Source organism: Gluconobacter aidae (assembly GCF_009547075.1).
Taxonomy (GTDB): Bacteria; Pseudomonadota; Alphaproteobacteria; order Acetobacterales; family Acetobacteraceae; genus Gluconobacter; species Gluconobacter aidae.
This window is the reverse complement of record NZ_WIPH01000042.1, coordinates 1-17,860: the sequence shown is the minus strand read 5'-3', so window position 1 is coordinate 17,860 and position 17,860 is coordinate 1. Positions and strand designations below refer to the sequence as shown.

The 17,860-nt window shown below is 55.9% G+C and carries 11 protein-coding genes and 1 pseudogene; 5 read left to right on the top strand and 7 right to left on the bottom strand.

Annotation, left to right across the window (positions count from 1 at the left end; translation table 11 throughout):
• Nucleotides 1-221 precede the first annotated feature (221 nt).
• From GFJ39_RS12320 to GFJ39_RS12295, 6 genes are all read right to left on the bottom strand, one after another.
• The gene (locus tag GFJ39_RS12320; protein WP_153431596.1) at nucleotides 222-2,285 is read right to left on the bottom strand and encodes a UvrD-helicase domain-containing protein; all 2,064 of its coding nucleotides are present in this window, start codon (nucleotides 2,283-2,285) and stop codon (nucleotides 222-224) included.
• Between the two features lie 2 nt (nucleotides 2,286-2,287).
• Nucleotides 2,288-3,055 (bottom strand): hypothetical protein, encoded by a 768-nt coding sequence (locus GFJ39_RS12315; RefSeq protein ID WP_228391942.1) that lies wholly within the window; start codon nucleotides 3,053-3,055, stop codon nucleotides 2,288-2,290.
• Nucleotides 3,056-3,058: 3 nt separating this feature from the next.
• Nucleotides 3,059-6,166 (bottom strand): site-specific DNA-methyltransferase, encoded by a 3,108-nt coding sequence (locus tag GFJ39_RS12310; protein ID WP_086611964.1) that lies wholly within the window; start codon nucleotides 6,164-6,166, stop codon nucleotides 3,059-3,061.
• Nucleotides 6,166-9,165 carry a BPTD_3080 family restriction endonuclease gene (locus GFJ39_RS12305; protein ID WP_153431595.1) on the bottom strand — a complete coding sequence of 1,000 codons (3,000 nt, stop codon included), beginning with the start codon at nucleotides 9,163-9,165 and terminating at the stop codon, nucleotides 6,166-6,168. The genes GFJ39_RS12310 and GFJ39_RS12305 overlap by 1 nt, the downstream gene beginning before the upstream one ends.
• Before the next feature lie 468 nt (nucleotides 9,166-9,633).
• Nucleotides 9,634-10,527: a hypothetical protein gene (locus GFJ39_RS12300; RefSeq protein ID WP_153431594.1), complete on the bottom strand. Its 894-nt coding sequence runs from the start codon at nucleotides 10,525-10,527 to the stop codon at nucleotides 9,634-9,636.
• 148 nt (nucleotides 10,528-10,675) lie between these two features.
• On the bottom strand, nucleotides 10,676-11,128 hold the full coding sequence (locus GFJ39_RS12295; RefSeq protein WP_153431593.1) for a hypothetical protein: 453 nt from the start codon (nucleotides 11,126-11,128) through the stop codon (nucleotides 10,676-10,678).
• A 739-nt stretch (nucleotides 11,129-11,867) separates the two neighbouring features.
• On the opposite strand from GFJ39_RS12295, the gene GFJ39_RS12290 reads away from it, so the two are divergent.
• From GFJ39_RS12290 to GFJ39_RS12280, 5 genes and pseudogenes are all read left to right on the top strand, one after another.
• A complete protein-coding gene (locus tag GFJ39_RS12290) occupies nucleotides 11,868-12,557 on the top strand; it encodes an IS5 family transposase (protein ID WP_228391941.1) in 690 nt (229 codons plus the stop codon).
• Nucleotides 12,558-12,578: 21 nt separating this feature from the next.
• Nucleotides 12,579-12,737 (top strand): annotated as a pseudogene (locus GFJ39_RS14415) (transposase); the annotation flags it as partial.
• Nucleotides 12,738-13,025: 288 nt separating this feature from the next.
• Nucleotides 13,026-13,418, top strand: a complete 393-nt coding sequence (locus tag GFJ39_RS14115) for a hypothetical protein (protein ID WP_194285374.1) — start codon at nucleotides 13,026-13,028, stop codon at nucleotides 13,416-13,418.
• Nucleotides 13,419-13,448: 30 nt separating this feature from the next.
• On the top strand, nucleotides 13,449-15,806 hold the full coding sequence (locus tag GFJ39_RS12285; RefSeq protein WP_153431592.1) for a TonB-dependent receptor family protein: 2,358 nt from the start codon (nucleotides 13,449-13,451) through the stop codon (nucleotides 15,804-15,806).
• Between the two features lie 8 nt (nucleotides 15,807-15,814).
• Nucleotides 15,815-17,158 carry a PepSY-associated TM helix domain-containing protein gene (locus tag GFJ39_RS12280; RefSeq protein WP_153431591.1) on the top strand — a complete coding sequence of 448 codons (1,344 nt, stop codon included), beginning with the start codon at nucleotides 15,815-15,817 and terminating at the stop codon, nucleotides 17,156-17,158.
• Here the strand turns inward: GFJ39_RS12280 and GFJ39_RS12275 are convergent.
• A complete protein-coding gene (locus tag GFJ39_RS12275; RefSeq protein WP_153431590.1) occupies nucleotides 17,155-17,814 on the bottom strand; it encodes an SCO family protein in 660 nt (219 codons plus the stop codon). The two genes, GFJ39_RS12280 and GFJ39_RS12275, sit on opposite strands and share 4 nt — an antisense overlap.
• Between the last annotated feature and the right edge of the window lie 46 nt (nucleotides 17,815-17,860).

Sequence of the window (17,860 nt, the reverse complement as noted above, 5' to 3'; positions counted from 1 at the left end):
TGGCCGGTTTCTGGTCACGGTATTTGGCCGCCTGCACAGTGTCGCGCAGGCAGAAATGGGGGGGGGAGCGGAATGTCGGCTATAGGATGCTTCGACTGGAAAAGCAGTCATTGTAGCAGATACGATTACCAATGCATAAAATAATAAATAAAATTAATATTTATAATTATTATCTCTTAATCTTATATATTCCCATTTATAATCTTGAGTTGCTTTCGATATTACATAGTAAAGTCAGCAAGGTATTCTGATGTAGGCATTACCCCAGTCAGAAACAAATGCTCACGTGCTCGCGTACATGCCACATAAAGCAGTCGGCGCTCGGTTTCGTAGATTTCGTCGAGTTCCGCCTCATCGGCGGCGTCAGCAACACGCTCATCTAAAGGTAGGTGACCTTCGTCGCAGGCCATCACAACAACGGCGCGAAATTCTAGCCCCTTGGCCAGGCTCATAGGCGCGGTTGTCATTTCATCAGCGCCAGAGAGCCCGGCGATGGCGGCCCGGGCACGCGTGACGAGATGCGGCGTTCGTACGAACAGGCCGATCTCGCGCGACCCGATCCCTTCTGCAAGCCAAGTCTTGACGGTCTGGCGGACCATGGCTGCTTCCGCAGCGACGTCGGCGAGCGACTTCACCTCCGGCGCCGGACCGTCGAAGACCGAGATAATGCCGCGGCGCTCGTCCTCCAGTCCATCGGTATCTCGTAGCACGGTGGGCAGCAGCTTGTCGGCTGCACTGCGGATCTGTTGCGAGGTGCGGTAGCAGACTTTGAGCGTATGGGAGCGGCCTCTCACGTCGACGCCAAGGCTCACCCACGAGAAGGGATGTTGGAAAATGCGCTGTCCAATGTCGCCTGACAGGAACAGGCCATCTGGTTTCGCGGGGGCCAACGCAGCGAAGAATCGAAGCTCGGCCGGGGCAAGGTCTTGGGCTTCGTCGATGACGACGTAGTCGAAGGGCTTGTTCTCGCGTTTAGCGAGTGCATCGGCCAAACCGTTGAAGACATTTGCCCAAGTGGTGTATCGCTCCGCCGCCAGCGCATCGCGCACCACTTGGAATACCGGCCACAGGCGAGCGCGTTGGTTGGGTCCGAGCCGACTCTTGCGGCCCATGCGCTGCACAGTCGAATAGGCGTCGAGCGACGTCAGCCCCCAAGCGTCGATGACGTTGGTCCACTCAGACAACAGAAAGCGCTCGGAAAAGCCCTTGAGATTGATGGACGCGGCGGCGGCCCGTAGGCGCTCGCGCAGCACGACATCACTGGCGATTCGGGGCCGCACCCCATGTTCCAGCTGAAACATTTGCTCAGCGATGCCCTGGAACGACGCCGTAGTAATCCGAGGGACGACGCCATTGGTCTCGGGCGCCAAGACCAATACCTTTTTCGCGAGTTCCGCCGCCAGAGGCTCGGAGAAACTGACCAGCAGTACCTTCGCGGTCGGAGTCTCGCGGGCGAGACGGACGGCGCGATGAATGGCCACGATGGTTTTTCCGGTACCCGCCGAGCCGGCGACGCGCGCCGGCCCCGAGAATGAGCGCTCGACCAGCGTCCTTTGGGAGGGGTGGAGAAAGACGCCCCATTTTTCCCACGGGAAGGCGAGCGCCTGCTCCAACTCCTCCTGGTCGGCGATCAGCCTGATCCGCCGCAGGGCATCGGGATGGGCGAAGGGATTGGCCGCGGCGGGAACTGGTATCGGCGTGACTAGCCTGCCGGTCGCCGCATATTCTAGGAGGGCTTCAGAGGCTTCGGCCGGGAGGTGAGAGGCCAGCGCGAAGAAACCATCCTCGCTTGCCGCGCGAACGTCGACCAGCCAGTCGGCGGGAACACCGATCGAGAGCAGCGCTTCGTCGTTCAGTGGGGCGAACAGCGCTGGTGCGGTGTCGGCCTTCTCACCGTCCTTGGCGTGCTCGGGGAAGATGAGATGGAGCGTTGGCGGTGGGGCAACATCTTCTACGCGCTCGCGCACCTCGACGATCTGGACGGCGCCAGTGCGCGGATGTGCCTCGATCCGGCGGCGTTCGGCCCAAGCGTAGGCGTCGTCGTGATGGCCGACATAAGCTACCAGCATACTCTCGCCGGTCTTGTGGACGATCAGGCGGATGTCGCGGTTTACGCGCGCAGACCAGAAATGCGGGTCCTTGCTCTTATCAATGCGATGCAACTGGAGGCCGTTGCCGGTCGGATTCATCTGAAGATCAAAGACGCTCGCCTTCACAGCCTTCTGATCTAGGCCAGACAAGCGGCTAAACGAAGCAGTGAAAGTGTCTGCGATCAAAAAATTCATGTTTAGCCCACCGCCAACTTGACACCCTCGCGTGCCAGCAACCCCAGACGACCGCGCTCATGGAGCCCACCGCTTAGCCAATTCGGCAGGAGCGCCCCTTGGGATGCGAAGTGCTCAGTGTGAACCACCATAACCTTGTCATCCGTGTAGGTAACTTCGTTGATGGTGCGCCATCGACCAGGGCGTGCCTTGGTGAGAGCCTTCCGACATGCGGCAACGTAGTTTCCGCGCGTACCGAGACCCAACATCAGGATCAACTTCGTCTGGGGCGGTAAATTACTAAGAAAGCGAGTGGTGCAATTTTCCAGAACGATCTGTCCAAAATCTCGCGCGACAAACTTGTCGAGCATACCGCCACCTGTCCCTTTCCATTGCTTTTCGGGAGCCGTCTCTTTCTCATCGAAACGCTCGACTGTGCATCGGATTAGGGAAGCGAAGTGAAATCGACCATTCCTATCTACTATCGCCTGATCCACAAGTCGGCTTTCAGGGGCAGGCAGTAACCCGATATGGTGCAGAATCTTCGCCAGATTGGTTCGACCGCCGCGATAGGCGATTTTGTCATGTGGCTGACGGGCCAAAGCTCCAGCTTGCGTCGGTCCTTTTGAAAAGCCCAGCACGAGAATTTCCGGTGCCGGATTACCCCAAGCCAACGGATTGGCTGTGATTCGCCAACCGCTGTCTTCGGTTCGCGTGATGTCGAAAGCATAGGGTTGTCCGAGATGACAAAGGGGACATTCCACGCGGCCATGATTGGGAAGAAGCGTCACCGGTTACACTCCGAAGACTTTCATCACTTCGTCTCCGAAATGATTGATGACTTTCACCGCAATGCGACGGTTCTCTGGGCGCTCGAACGGCCGAGAGGTGTCAGAATAGAGTGTTGCCCAGGCCTCCTCATCGATCTCGGCCTGAAGCGCGGTTTTCAGACTCTCATAAGGATCGTTAGCGCCGAGGAAATAGGCGTGTCGGACAAAGAAGCTCTCTTCGTTGTAGTCGGTGTCGATGAACCAGGCGGCGATGCCCGCCGTGTCGTGCGAGCGGATGTCACCGGTGTTGGGATCGAATACATCGATGCCATTTACCTTCACTCGGATCTCCGGGCCACCGTCGTCGAGGATTTCGACGTCGGGTTCACCGAACACCACAAACATATTACCGCGCCCAGTGTTCTTCAACTCGTCCGACATGTGCATGTCGGGGTTAATCCGCGCCTTGAGGATTTTCAGGCTGCCGAGGCTTCCCAGTTCCGACGAATGAGCATCGAAATTGAAGGCGCAGGCGATGAGCACATCGAAACGATTGTCCACTGCTTCGCGGGCGGCGGCCACGAGATCCTGCCGACCGACCGTTCCGTATTCTGGGCCGATCAGGATTGCGGCCCGGCGTTCCGGGCCGTTCTCGCCTTCGACAAATGTGCCGCTGGCACCAATAAAATTGCCTGGCCAAGGAGTCAGGCTCTCAAAGCTGATGCGGTCGCCCTTGTCCTGCTGTTTGACGCCCTCGGCCTTGAGGTAGTCGATGACGATGGCCGAGAAATCTTGGCCTGCCAAGTCGGCATCGGCGGGAGAGCGTCGGCCCTCGGCGGCGGCGATGTCGTCAATCAGTTCTTCCTCGCTGGCCGGCAGGACCCGGTGCGGCGACAGGCTTTCGACCGTGAACGGCCCGGCGACGCGGACGCGTGCAGGATCGGAATAAGGCTTGTCGTAGAGATATTCGACCTCGGCGCGGGCGGCGATAGAGGCGTCGATCTCCTTCTGGCGCGCAATGCGCGCTTCCCACCATTGATTGTGAAGGCGGATGGCCTCGTCATTCACCCAAGGGTCGATGGGGCGATCAGGCAGCGTCTGGAATGTGTAATTCCGACCAAATTTTGCATTCAGCTTTGCCAGCAGGTTGTTGGACTTTTTGCCTATATCGTCCTTGGCAATCGCCGCGCGTAGTTTGGCGTGCATCTTTGCGGCTTCGCCGTCCCATGGGTCGCCGGCCTCGCGTGGTATTTCCCATTCTTCCCAAGGCTGGTTCCTGCCGAGCGTTTGGTTCAGGTCTTCACGCAGCGGCTCAAGCACGGCCTGCCATTTTTCCCAGATGTCGTCGATCAGCGAATTATTGGCGATCGACTTGAGCGTGAGATGCGGTACACGATCATAGACGAAACCTTGACGAAGATCATTGTGGACTGGCGCGTCAGCAGGCGCACGCTGACTCAGTTCCGCTTCTTTCGTGCGGCCCTCGCGGCTGTCGGCCAGAAGATACCAAGGATAGCGTGCCGACATCAGGCGGGTTCTGGCGAGTGCCAAGGCAACGCGGCTTGTGTCTATGGTGATCCAGCGTCGTCCCCATTGCTCCGACACATAGGCCGTGCTACCCGAACCGCAAGTTGGATCGAGAACCAAATCGCCAGGATCGGTTGCCATAATAATACAGCGTTCGATTACTTTGGTTCCAGTTTGAACAACGTAGACTTTTGGATCAGCACGACTTGTCACGCCACCGCTAACGTCTGACCATACATTGTCCAGTGCGATGGCCGAAAAGTCATCGTAGTATTTTCGGTACGAAAGGGTTTTCCCCGTTTGAAGGAGCCTATCTGCCTTACGGGCTCGCTCCATACCGCGCAAAGAGGTTCGCCAGCCTCCAGAGTTGGGACGATAGGCAGTTCCTTGATACTCATATTCAAAAAGGGTCGTTTTCGAAGCTGAGCGCGATGTCATTCCTTGGTCGCGAAAGTATTTGGCACCTTCTGGCATTGCTGAATCGTCGTTAGGAGCGCGAATTTCGGTGAGGTCAGGAAGGCGGAGCGTTTTGTATCTTGATGCTCCTTCTTCACCCGGTATGGTTTTTCTCAGTATTGATCGTATTTTTCCTGCAGATTTATTTTTGAAATACCAAACAATAAAATTTGCAGTGTTATCTAAACCAGACGATCCAAGACCTACGGATGTTTTATACGAAATCAGGCTGCTAAAATTTTCTGCACCAAATACCTCATCCAAGACTGCTCGGACGCGATGCACGTTCTCGTCGCCGATTTGGACGAAGATTGAGCCGCTCTCGGTCAGAAGATCGTGCATCGCAATTAGCCGATCACGAAGATAGGTAAGATAGGAGTGGATACCGTCCTTCCATGTATCCCGAAACGCCTTTACCTGTTCCGGTTCGAGCGAGATGTCATTTCTCTTTCCATCCTCGACTTTCGTTGATCGTGTCGAGACCTGCCAGTTTGAGTTGAATTTGATGCCATATGGCGGGTCAAAATAGATGCACTGCACCTTATCCTTCAAGTTCTCCCGCTCGGACAGGCTGGCCATCACCTGAAGGCTGTCGCCGAGAATCATGCGGTTCGACCAGTGCAGATCGTGCTGATAGAACTCGGCGCGCTGCTCAGGCGTGATGCCGTTGAAATCGGCGAACAGGTCGGCCATCTCGGCCTGCGCCTCTCGCATCTCAGCCGTACGGCGCTTCAGGTCGTCGATGATCGCCTTGGGGTGAATCTTCTCCTGAATGTAGAGCGGCGGCACGTTGACCACGAGATCGGTCCAGTCCTGCCGGTCTTTGCCGCGCCAGACGAGCTGAGCGTCTGAGAGGGTGAGGGTACCGGTCTCCGCCAACTCCTTCATCTGTTCGTCGGTGATGGTGATCTTCGCACCGTTCCAGATCAACTCGGGCTGACGCGGCTCCTCAGGCGTTCGCGTCTCACCTTCGGCGAGGGGCCGGGCGCGCGGATAGTGCTTTGGCGGCATGGGCGCGGCGTCTTCCTCGCGCCGGAAGAAGCTCTCCATTTCCGCTGTCGGGATATTCCGCCGGGTGGCTTCGTTGTGTTTGAGGGCATCGACCTGTTTGGAGGACTTGCCGCTGGAGGGGCGGGGGGAGCGGGCCATCAGACGGTAACTTTCTTGAGCAGTTGATCGACCAGCGTGGCGAAGTCCTCCTCCATCACGGTCCAATCGCGAAATTCGGCGAAAGCCCAGCGGCCGAAGCTGCCAAGCGCGTTGACACCTGGAACCCAGAGATCGCGCGTCGTCTGGGCCTTGGCCTTGTCGGCTTCGTCCTTAATGCCCTTCACCTCCAACACCAGGTTGAGCGGCTCGTCGCCGCCACCGTCGAGCCGGACCAGAAAATCGGGCAGATAGCGCCGAGTAGTGCCACTATCGAGATAGGGAATCTCGAAACCCAGCGCCTGATTCTTGGCGTAAGCCAGCACACGCGGATGGGTTTCCAGTGTGAGAGCGAGCTGCTCCTCCCAACTTGAGTCCAGCACGACATGGCTGATGTGGCTCCGGGGCGGCTGTGCACCGGTTTTCCAGCAAGTTTTCGAAGTGATGAAGTTGACGTGGCGTGTCGAGCCCTTGGGATTATAGGGATCGAGCACGGCTAGAATGTGCCCTTCGCTCGCACGCGTGCAGGCGATGTCGATCTTCTCCGCCGCCCGGGCGAGCTGATCTTGATAAAGGATCGCGCCGACCGGGACGCCTTTGGTAACGAGATATCCCTCGTCGAGCCAGCGGCGCGCGAGACGCTGAATCTGTGGAAAGAGATGTTGCTTCGGGAAACCATCCTCATCGCGGAAACTAGTGTAGAGTAGGTGCTTGGCGAGGTTAAAACTGATCTCCGAGGGCCGCAGTCGCTCCAGCACCTGAGGCGTGATCGTCACGCCAGCGCCGACGATTCCCTCCATGACGACCGAGGTGGGACCAATGTCGGCCGGCGTGATCTCCAACTTACTCTCGTCGGTGAAGACGGCTTCGAGCTTTTCGGACGGCAGATCGCGGCGATAGCCACTGACGCGCGGAAAGACGATCTCCAGCGCCTCACGTTCCTTTATCGCGTGAACACGCGTGACCGGCTTCGGTTTAGTCGGCTTGGCGACCTGCGGCGAGGAAGCAAAGTCGAACGGAATCCCCATGATGTCGGCGTATTCGACATCGAACAGGCCGGTCTCCGGATTCAGGTCATAGGATTGCCGGCGCAGGCCGCGCCCGACCACCTGTTCGCACAGAAGCTGGGTGCCGAAGGCGCGGACGCCGAGAATGTGCGTCACCGTGTTGGTGTCCCAGCCCTCGGTGAGCATGGACACTGAGACGACACAGCGGATCTGTTCGCCAAGACGACTAGGTCGACCTACAGTGTTCATCACCTCGCGCAGTAAGGCGCTCTCGCTGATCTCGCCTTGGGCAGTCCCGGCGCCTTCGCGGGCCGCTAGTTCGCGCTTGAACTGCTCAATCTCGGGACCTGCGGCTTCCCGAAAGCCCTTGTCGAGTGCTTCGCCAGCCTCGAGTTGGCGGGAGTCGATCAACAGGGTCCGCGGATAGGCAAGACGACCACCCTGTTCGTTATAATTTCGAAACAGCTCCAGATGGCCGACATGAAAGGCCGCACGCTCTCCTTCCTCGGCTTCGCCGCGCTCGAAGCCTGCGATCCATTCGAACACTAGCTTGGAAATCGCTGTGTTCTGGCAAACCACGATGAAGACGGGTGGCACGCCGATCCCAGCGCGCTCCCAGCGCTTATACTCGCCCTCATAGTGGCTGTAGAGAGCATTCAGCGCGGTCTTCAGCATATTGGGTAGGTCGAAGGGGCTAAGCTTGGCGGCCCCGGCGGCAGTCTTTGGCAAGGCCTTGCCGATGTGCTTCCACAGGTCGCGATAGACGACAGTGTCAGTCTGCACGAGGTTGTCGCTCACCGGTACGCGGGGCAGCTTGACGATACCGCTCTCGATAGCGTCCATCAGGCTGAAATCCGAGACAACCCAGGGGAAGAGAGTACCTTCCTGATAACCCGAGCCGCGCAGGAAGAAGGGCGTAGCCGAGAGGTCGTAGACCGCGCGTACTCCCTTCGAAAGCTTGCGGTCCAGCGCTTCAATGCCGTTGATCCAGAGGCGGGCCGCTTCATCGTTCTCGGCCGCCTCTTTCTTGTCGTCGCCGGTCAGTGCGCCCTCCGCGTCGTCTCCTACCTTGTGACGGTAGCAGTGGTGAGCCTCGTCGTTGAGGACGTTGACGCGATCGTAGTTCAGGAGCTTTCCGCACGCGCGATTCAGCATCTCGGCATCGGTTTCGGTCGTCTTAAGTGGTTCGGGATCGTTTCCTTGAAGGAAGCTGCGCGCCACCTTGGGCAGGGAAAGCGTCTCTCGGTGCTGAAAAGCGTGATAGTTGGTGATCACGATCTCCGCGCGCCGGATGTCGGGGAGCATCTCCGGCGGCACGATCTCGCGCGTCTCGTAGTAATTGTCCAGTTCGCTTGGTTGGAGCACGCGGAGCCGGTCCTTGATCGTGATGCCGGGGGCGACGATCAGGAAAGCGCGGGAGAAGTCCTTGGATTCCTTGCGGGCGGCGTTCACCGCCTGCCAAGCAATAAGCATCGCCATGACAGTTGTCTTGCCGCTGCCCGTCGCCATCTTCATGGCCAGGCGGAAGAGTTCTGGATTGGCCTCCTCGTTGGCCTTGCCGATCTGATCCAGAAGCCCTTTTGTCGTGGTACGCTTGGGTGCGACCTCGGTCAACCAGATGATCGTCTCGACGGCTTCGATCTGGCAGAAGAAGGGACGCGGGCCGACAAAATCGTGATGGCGCCAATGCTCCAGGAGGCGCTGGGAGACGGCAGTCACGCCCCAGTCAGCGGGATTGCGCAGGTTCCGCCACCGCTCAATGTAGCCGCGGATTTCGTTGATTAGCGCATTCTCGGTGTAGGTCTCTAGGTCGAGGGAGGCCTGGGTGGCCGACGCCTTCTTCCGTGATGCCGGAACGGGGACGATGAAGCGCGACGGGCGACGCCCTTGCTGCGGCTCTCCCTCAAGTGGCTGTCCATTCTGATCGAGCGGGTGGTGCAATTTAGGAGCGCGATAGGGCGAGTTCAGAATTGGTCGATCATAGAAACTACTCAATGCTTTTGCCTTGAAATTGTGGCTGGTATCTCGCGCCCGAAGTGTTCCAATTGTCTATCATCGTTACGCCAGGTGGCCAAAACGTAGCCCAGTCAAAGTCACCTGAATCATATCGGACTGTCCGTTATTGGAAAAGTGCATACCTCGGCTGAACGACCAACTTGAGGCGACTGCGGTCTGTCTGCTCCTGCATCACTGAGCAGACAGACGGATCAGGGGAGCAGAGCTGATAGGCAGGTTTCGGCCAGGGTAATGGCTAAAGCTGCCGATCTGCTCTGACCAACCAAGAGAGCCCCCTTTCGACTGGTCTACGCCGTTCGGATATGACTGCGGTAATGTCAGCTTTATTTCTACAGCTACCGGGCAAATACACGCCAAATCCAGATGCTCTACGGTTCTAAAATTGTTATCAAAACCTGCCGATCCCGACACTTCGGCGTACGGTCGTGATCGCTGAAGCCATTGGGTTCATTTAAAGCTGAACTCATGTATGCCGCCAAACTCACCATCATACTGCAGCTGCGTACTCGCGATCGGTGGAGCGACAACCAGTTCGAGCTGACTCAGATCCATGTCCTTCACGAAAGGCGCAAACGCGACGATTCGAGTCTGAACAGCTGGTAGAGGAGCGGAAAAGATCGATGGCACACCACCTACGCGCGTCGCGGGCGTGTAGGTCTGTGCAAACTGCTCAACCGGACCGAGCGTGAGTGAGTAAGAACTTAAATAGTGAAGCTCGCGACGCACCGGTTCGATGGTCGGCATACATACCCCACGGCGAACATGAAGATCGCTGATCGTTCCATAACAGGTGGCGTCGAGTATATCGATATAGTCGGGTAGAAAGGCATCAATCAGGCCCTGATTCGCCTCAAAAACAATTGCCATTTCGTCGGGTGTGAAGAGGGGGGTGCTCGCACTAACCATCTGATTAATCACGAACTGACCGGAGGTCTGACGATGGAATTTCAGATCATGGTCACGGATCGAAGCCTTGATTGCGAGCATCTCTGCGGAGTCCTGACGCCGCTTGCGACCATCCACCCAATGCTGGGCGAAGCTCTCATTATAGACATCGATCTTGGCTACGGTGATCCCGCGCGACAGCAGATAGTCCCGAAATTCTTCCGCCCACTTTTCCTGCCGGTCTTCGAAAAACGTGAAGAGGCGGGTGTTGCTCTCGCTCCCATCCATCACCTTCAGTCCCGGGGAAAAGGCGGTGCGCTCGAGCGGTGCTTCTCCCGAACTGTCGCTTAATAGCTGCTCCCGCACTACCGGATCAGCGATGCTCTGCGGAAGTATCGAATAGCGCAACCGTTCCCCCGGCTCCCAATTACCGAGAAAAACATCATAATCGTCCATCCCATCACTCACGCGAGCAACCCCATTTTACCTATCGATGGTGTAAGCACGCCACGGATTTTTCAAGATTTGGCGAATGGCGCCGCTTATTCGTCTTCATCGCCGAAAGATGTCGTCAGGATCTTCTCTCGGATTGTCTCGTATATACCTATGAACTGCTATCAAATATCTTTTCACCGTTTTGGTAACCTGTGAGCCTGAGACCTGCCTGATCTAGGGGAGCATCCTTCCTCTGATAGACCTCGCCGTGGTAATAGACACTTCCATCCTGAGATGCTTTCCGGAACCATTCTTCGTCTTTGCCACACGCTTTTTGCGAATGGACAGCGTTGATGAAGAGCTTGTCTTCGATAGGGGGGCGGCGCGTTAGTTTATTTCGGTCTTCGGCCTGATCGCGACGCCCGCCGTACTCAAACTCGCCGGCCAGTGGTCGAGCACCACCGGTCGCATAAAAATCCAACGGCTTGTTAAGATCAGGCTGAGGACAAGACACGAATTCAGGATGTTCTTCTTGCAAATGAGCCGTATTTTGATGGGCGGTCGCGGCAAGCGAATTGCTGCCAAGGTTTGCCGCCGCATATCCATCGAGCGCTCCGCTCACGGTGGCGTAGGTCCTGAGAGGGCCCTTGCGAGAAGGTACCATCGCCATCCGATTTCTTATCCCATTATAAAGGGCTCGACCCAAGCGTTCTGCATAATCGTCCTCGCCGTCTGCCATCTACCGCCCTCTCTGGAAATCAGCAACCTTATCTATAGGCGGGCCGGTAGTATTTCAAGGTCACCGGGATCAGCGCTGTACAGTGAATCGGGCATACGGCTATCGGTGATACAGTGCGACATTGTCAGAATTAGACATGTAGCACTTAGGATGCCAACATCTGCCCTTTATTCGTGAAGTGACACGGTCGAACTATGTTTTAGTAGGCAAATAGCTCAAGTTGGTGGCTCGAAACTGGCCAGTCTCGTCACAGCCCGAACTGCGCTTTCCGCGGCCAACCTTCACCGCCATACGAATGTCCGGTTCATCTGAGACCCGTCTTTCGTGATTCTATTCCCGAACGACAGCTTCGTTCCAAACTCGGTCTATTGACATATGCTTGGCAATGTCGGCTTTCGGGGAAGCGTCTCAACCGCTTGGGCGGCCGACATGAGGGCGATAGCAGAAGGTCTGCTTTCGCCTACATCTGAGACCTAATGAGACCTGTGCGCGGGTAGTGGATTTTTGGGGCGAAAAGTGATTCTCTTTTGGCTGATGTCAAGCCTGGAGCAGGACGATGGCGCATCGGTCGATTGGTCAGGATTGCCTGGCATTTTCGGGACAGGATCAGAAGTCGTCATCATTGGATGACATCTCGGCCCTGATCGACTGGCAGCCAATTGCTGCGCTGCTTGGCTCACTCTACGCCGCGCCGAAAGGCGAAGCCGCATGGCCACCGCTTGCGATGTTCCGGGCGATGCTGCTTGCGGTCTGGTATGACCTCTCCGATGTCAAACTGGCTGAAGCTTTGGACGATCGAACATCCTTTCGCCGGTTCTGCGGATTTTCCGCACACGAACCCACACCGGAGCGCACAGCCTTCGTGCGGTTCAGACGCGAACTGGCCAGCCACTCGCTTGATCAAGCCCTGTTCGAAGCGGTGACGGGTCAGTTAAAATCGAGGGCCATTCGGATCAAGACTGGTACGATCGTCGATGCGACGATCATCGCGTCGCAAACGGAACGCGATGACGAGGCACGGTGGGTCAAGTACAAAGGACGCAAGGCCGTGCATGGCTTCAAAGCTCATGTCGGTGCCGATGCCACGACTGCTCTGGTCGAGCAGATTGCGATTACGCCAGCCAATATCAACGATGGTCGGGCTGGACCGGATGCCATACCCAACGATCCAGGCGAGGTTTTTGCCGACAGCGCCTATCGGGGCAATCATTTCCGCGACGCAGTCCGCTCAAAAGGCGGTACGCTCCGCGTTGCCGCAACGTCGATGTGGGGGCGGGACGAACAGGAAACGCTTGCCCAACTGAAGGCATGAAACGATGATGTCCATCGGACCCGGGGCCGGATCGAGAAGATCTTCGGCACCTGGAAGCGCAGCTATGGGTTACGCCGGATGCGATGGCGCGGTCTCGCCAAAGCCGCCATCCAGATCCACGTCACAGCCATTGCCTACAATCTCAGACGGACACTCAATATCCTCGCTGTAGCAGCATGATAGGGTTGATACCCTATCCTGTATGAAAAGCCTTGTGCGGCGTCCTCGCCATGAAGAAAACAGGTATCAATACCGCGTTTTCTTCATCAAATTGAGATGGCACCGACAATATCAACCACCCGCGCACAGGTCTCATAAGTGAGACCATTTAGGTTTCCGCAAAGCGCACATTGCCAATTGACGTGGAACTCCAAAGAGATTGGAGCAACCATGCATCACAACGCGAACGGTCGACAAAATTACATTCCCATCTGGCGCAGTGCCGCAAGCCCGTTTAGATAAAGAAGAATGAAGCGACGTGCATGGCATAGTGGAGGGGGGCTGGTCTTTTGGCCGCTGGTTCTGCTCGCCATCATTATCCGTCTCAGCGTTGGAAGTCTGCCTTTACCGCAGTTTCTCCTCGACGATCCGTTAAAACAGTTCGCCAGCCTCTCGACCCTTTGCGATAGCCAGGATCTTGGTTCGCATAGCCCTGATCATCATCACGCAGCAGATGTTGGTGATGGCATTGCCGTAATCGACGACCTGTTGACGATCATTCTACTCGGATGCGTCGTTGCTGTTTTTCTCGCAATTTCTCTAACGAGCCGTCACGCTTTTTGGTGTTTCCCGCCAGTAAGAGGCCCTCCCTTATGGCGGCTATCGGGCATTTATGCTCAGGGGCCTCCCCATCTGATCTAACACTGACTGAGCGCCTTTCACGTCACTACGATGAAAGGCTTTCTGCGTTTCTTAGATCAGAACAAACAGATGACAATTTCTTGTATATCCAGCCGTCCTCTCGGCTCGTTTGCGCTTGCCTGCGTGTTTCTGGGCAGCGTCCCGGCTCAGGCGCAACGGCCTCATACACGTCCCCGTAGAGCACTAACGGCCAAATCTGTGCCACATCAGGGCCGAATTCCGGAAAACATTATTGTACGAGGTGCTGCGCGTGGCTCGGCGCTGCTTCATCCAACCGGTGAAACAACCTACAGTGCAGAACGCGCAGATTTTGCTAACAGAGCGGCCCAGACCGTGAGTGATATGGTCGCAACCATTCCCGGTGTAACCGTCCTACAGGGCAATGGACCGCGTGACAGCGTTATTTCCGTCCGCGGCTCGGGTGCACGGCAGTCCTATGGCCTAAAAAACCTTCAGGTCACAGAAGACGGGTTTCCCATGACGCAGCCCGATGGTACGGCCCGGGCAGATTTGATCGATCCGCATGCTTATGAGGGCGTGGACGTCTTCCAGGGACCGGCATCCACGTTATACGGTAATTATGCGATCAATGGGGCGATCAACTTCCGCACCCGGAACGGCGCTGACATTCATGGTCTGGAATTGGGCTCAGACTTCGGAAGCTTCGGCATGTTCAATAACTACGTAACAGTTGGAGCAGGCAATAAACGCTACGACTTCATGCTGTTTGGCAGCGATGTACGCGGTAATGGCTTTATTGCGAACAGCCAGTATAACACGTCCACCGAGAATATGCGTCTGCGGGTCAATTTGACGTCCTCAGATCGCCTCATCCTTAAGTTCGTCAATAATATTACGGACACATCACTGCCGTTACGTCTCTCCCTGAATCAGTTTCGTAGTAACCCCTACCAGAACGGTTGTGCCAATGCGGCATCGGCTGCTGCCGGATGCGCCTCAGTCAATCTTCTGGTGAATGGTGCATATGGAGCCCGTCAGACGATGAGCCCGCAGCAGGCTGGGCTCGGCCGTTTTGATCGACGTACTCTTGTAGGCCTTCGATGGGAGCACGACTTTGATCCCAGAACGACCTGGCATACCCAATTTACGTATGATCAACGTCATGTCGACCAACCAACCTCCACAACAGCCTTTGTGGGGCCGTTCAATTCCTACAATGTGCAGACGGACCTGACGAACCGCGGCCGTATTGGGAAAACGCCCCTGACCAGCTTTGTGGGTGCCAGCTTTGACTACATGGATTATGGCTATCAGGTCTATAATCTGACCCCGCAAGGCGGCGCGACCCGAGGCGCCCTGAATTCCACATCTTACGGCCATCAGTGGAACATTGGTATTCGTTTCCAGGAAGACTGGCAGTTTTCGCCGCTCTGGCATGCTGTAATTGGACTTGGCGGCACACAATCCGACATCGGCGCAGTCGAAACGCTCTACAACAGATCTGCCAATTCAACCTCTCTGCAAAATATCACGGCCAATCGACGCTTTTTTAATCTCGCACCTGAAGCCTCTCTGGTTTATACGCCAACCAAAGACTGGACTTTGCACAGTCGTGTTGGAACAGCCTACGCCACGCCTGGCTATTCCAGTTTCTTTGTCACTCCTCAGGGAACCTACGGGAACAATACGCAGCTTAAGAGCGAAACAAGTCTCGGGTTTGATCTGGGTGCTGAATGGCACCCGTCGCCCAGCATCAATATTCAGGCTACTGGCTTTTATGAGTTCTACAGAAACGAGCTTGTTAGCCAGTCGGCGGGTGTCAATACGCCTGCAGGAAGCTATACCTTCAACGCCCCGGCCTCAGAGCATCGTGGCATTGAACTTGGCGCAACATGGCAGCCATTACGAGCCTCTCTGCCGGGTGCGCGGCTGAAGTTGTCTTATACCTATGACAACCAGATCTATACAAAATACACCGAGACACTGTCCAACAGCACGATGGCGCGGAATTTCTCGCGAAAGGGCAACCTCATCCCTGGCGTCATGCCCCATTTCCTGGATGCGCGCGTTCTCTATGATCAGCCAGACGGATGGCTGCAAGGGCTGGGAGGTTTTGCAGAAGTGACGTGGAGGAGCTCCTTTTACCTCGACAATGCCAATATTCTGAAAGCCCCCTCATACGCATTGCTCAATCTGGAGGTTCATTACGACCCTCCAGAACGTTTGGGCTGGGCGCACCGTGTGCACAGCTACTTCGAGGTACAGAATGTAACCAATCAGGTTTATGCCGCAGGTGCAACTGACATCAGCGATACACTTCTCGCGACCGGGCAGCAGGCTGGGCGAAGTGTTTTGGCCAATAAGACAGGCTCAATCTACGCTGGATCGCCAAGAGCGTTCTTTGGTGGCGTGCGGATCAAGTTCTGAAGGTATCCATGATGATGAACGCTTCCAGAGCCTCGCTTTGGCCAGATTATCGCACAGTCTGGCGATGGCACTTTTTTGCAGGGCTCTTCTGTCTGCCCTTTATTGTATTTCTGTGCCTCACAGGATCAATTTACCTGTTCAAGCCGCAAGTGGATCATTGGATCGACTGGCGCTACGATCATCTCGCAGGCGGCGCGATACCTTCAAATCCGGTACAGGAAGTCAGGACGGCACTCAATGCTGTCCCTAACAGCCATTTTCTCGCCTATGAGTTGCCGGAGACGACTTTTAGCGCCGCTCGAGTGCTCGTTGATCGCCAGGGTACAGCCATACGCGTGTATGTTGATCCGACATCATGCGTGGTTCTCAAACAGGTTCCTGAAGAAAACCGCTTTGAGCGCATCATCTTCAAACTGCACGGCCAACTCTTATTAGGAAACATTGGCTCCATCATTATGGAAATGGTGGCCTCCTGGACAATAGTACTCATTGCTACGGGTCTATACCTCTGGTGGCCACGTCACATTAAAGGACTAAGGGGCATTCTCTACCCTCGGATCACTCATAAAGGTCGAATTCGGTGGCGAGACCTCCATGCAGTCACCGGGATGTGGATCTCCCTATTTCTGGTACTTTTTCTTATCTCCGGTCTGCCATGGTCCTTCGTTTGGGGGCACGCTTTGTCGCGTGTGGAGACACAGATCAGTCGCATGACGATCGTTCCGGACTGGGAAATCGGAGCTGTTTCCGAGCGCAATCTTGTTGCTGGCCATCAAGTTTCTCCGCCAAAAATGGACACGATGCCCGGCATGGATATGGGCTCCATGAGCATGTCGGACAGTTCCCTACCAGACGGGCTAAACCGTGTGGTACTGGCTGCGTCTCAACTAAAATTTCCTGCACCTGTCCTCGTGACGCCACCATCAACGGGTGAAACTACGTGGCATATTCGTTCGGACACACAAAACCGTCCAGAACGCATCAGCGCGATGGTAGAGGCCTCTGGTCAGGTACGGTCAGTCCAACGCTTTGAAGATAAGGGATTGATGGATCGCATTATCGGATATGGGGTTGCAGCCCATGAAGGGCAGCTTTTTGGAAGAGCCAATCAACTTTTGAATTTTCTTGTGGCATCAGGATTGCTGACTATGAGCGTATCGGCGCTCATTCTGTGGCTCAGGCGCAGACCGCCCGGACAACTCGGAGCCCCATTGGCCGTGCCCAATAAGCAGATAGGCGCAGGCGCGCTGGCTGTTCTGGTGTTGTTGGCAGTGCTTCTACCAGAACTGGGCGCCTCTCTTTTGCTCCTTTGGCTTGCAACCTTTCTCTCACAAGTCGTCCGCCGTAACTAACTGGCAGGAACGAGATGACGCAGTCGTGTGGCGATTTCCTGCGGACTGGTGTCAACGGGTAAAACAGACACCAGTCGGTTATCGCCATCCATCAAATACAGCACAGAGCTGTGATCCATAAGATAGTCTGAGGACGCACGATCCGCTGGAGTGCCACGACGTCGCGCCATGACGTGGAAACTTTTAATGACCGCCTGGATCTGGGATTCCGTTCCCGTAAGTCCAACGATGTCAGGAGAGAAATGGCTGACGTAATCAGCGACAACCTCAGGGGTATCACGTGATGGATCAACCGTAATGAAAAGTGGGACAATTTGGTGTGATGCTTTTCCCATAAGCTCAAGAGCCTGTGTGACAGTCGCGAGGGTTAACGGGCAGACATCTATGCAGTGCGTGTATCCAAAATAAATCAGCGTATAGCGCCCTTGAAACTGGCGCTCCGTAAGAGGATGGCCGTGCATATCGATGAGCGTATAAGAGGCACCCAACGTTGCTGATGCCCGATTTAGAAAAATTCCGCGCATTCCAATTGCCCCTAGAAAGAGAAGCGCGATGATCAACGCCGGAGCAATTAGTTTCCTTGCTTCGTTGAAACGAGCAGATTGTTTCTGAATAGGCTGCTTTAGTTTTTTACGTCCTCCACCGCGGTTCGACATAGTATTCTCCCTGAGCCTGCCATCTTAGCATACGAAGCGTGCCATG

What these genes read in the sequence shown, in the direction of transcription:
- GFJ39_RS12320 (WP_153431596.1), bottom strand. Translation starts at nt 2,285, where the DNA reads ATGAATTTTTTGATCGCAGACACTTTCACTGCTTCGTTTAGCCGCTTG.
- GFJ39_RS12310 (WP_086611964.1), bottom strand. Translation starts at nt 6,166, where the DNA reads ATGGCCCGCTCCCCCCGCCCCTCCAGCGGCAAGTCCTCCAAACAGGTC.
- GFJ39_RS12300 (WP_153431594.1), bottom strand. Translation starts at nt 10,527, where the DNA reads ATGGACGATTATGATGTTTTTCTCGGTAATTGGGAGCCGGGGGAACGG.
- GFJ39_RS14115 (WP_194285374.1), top strand. Translation starts at nt 13,026, where the DNA reads ATGAAGCGACGTGCATGGCATAGTGGAGGGGGGCTGGTCTTTTGGCCG.
- GFJ39_RS12285 (WP_153431592.1), top strand. Translation starts at nt 13,449, where the DNA reads ATGAAAGGCTTTCTGCGTTTCTTAGATCAGAACAAACAGATGACAATT.
- GFJ39_RS12280 (WP_153431591.1), top strand. Translation starts at nt 15,815, where the DNA reads ATGATGATGAACGCTTCCAGAGCCTCGCTTTGGCCAGATTATCGCACA.
- GFJ39_RS12275 (WP_153431590.1), bottom strand. Translation starts at nt 17,814, where the DNA reads ATGTCGAACCGCGGTGGAGGACGTAAAAAACTAAAGCAGCCTATTCAG.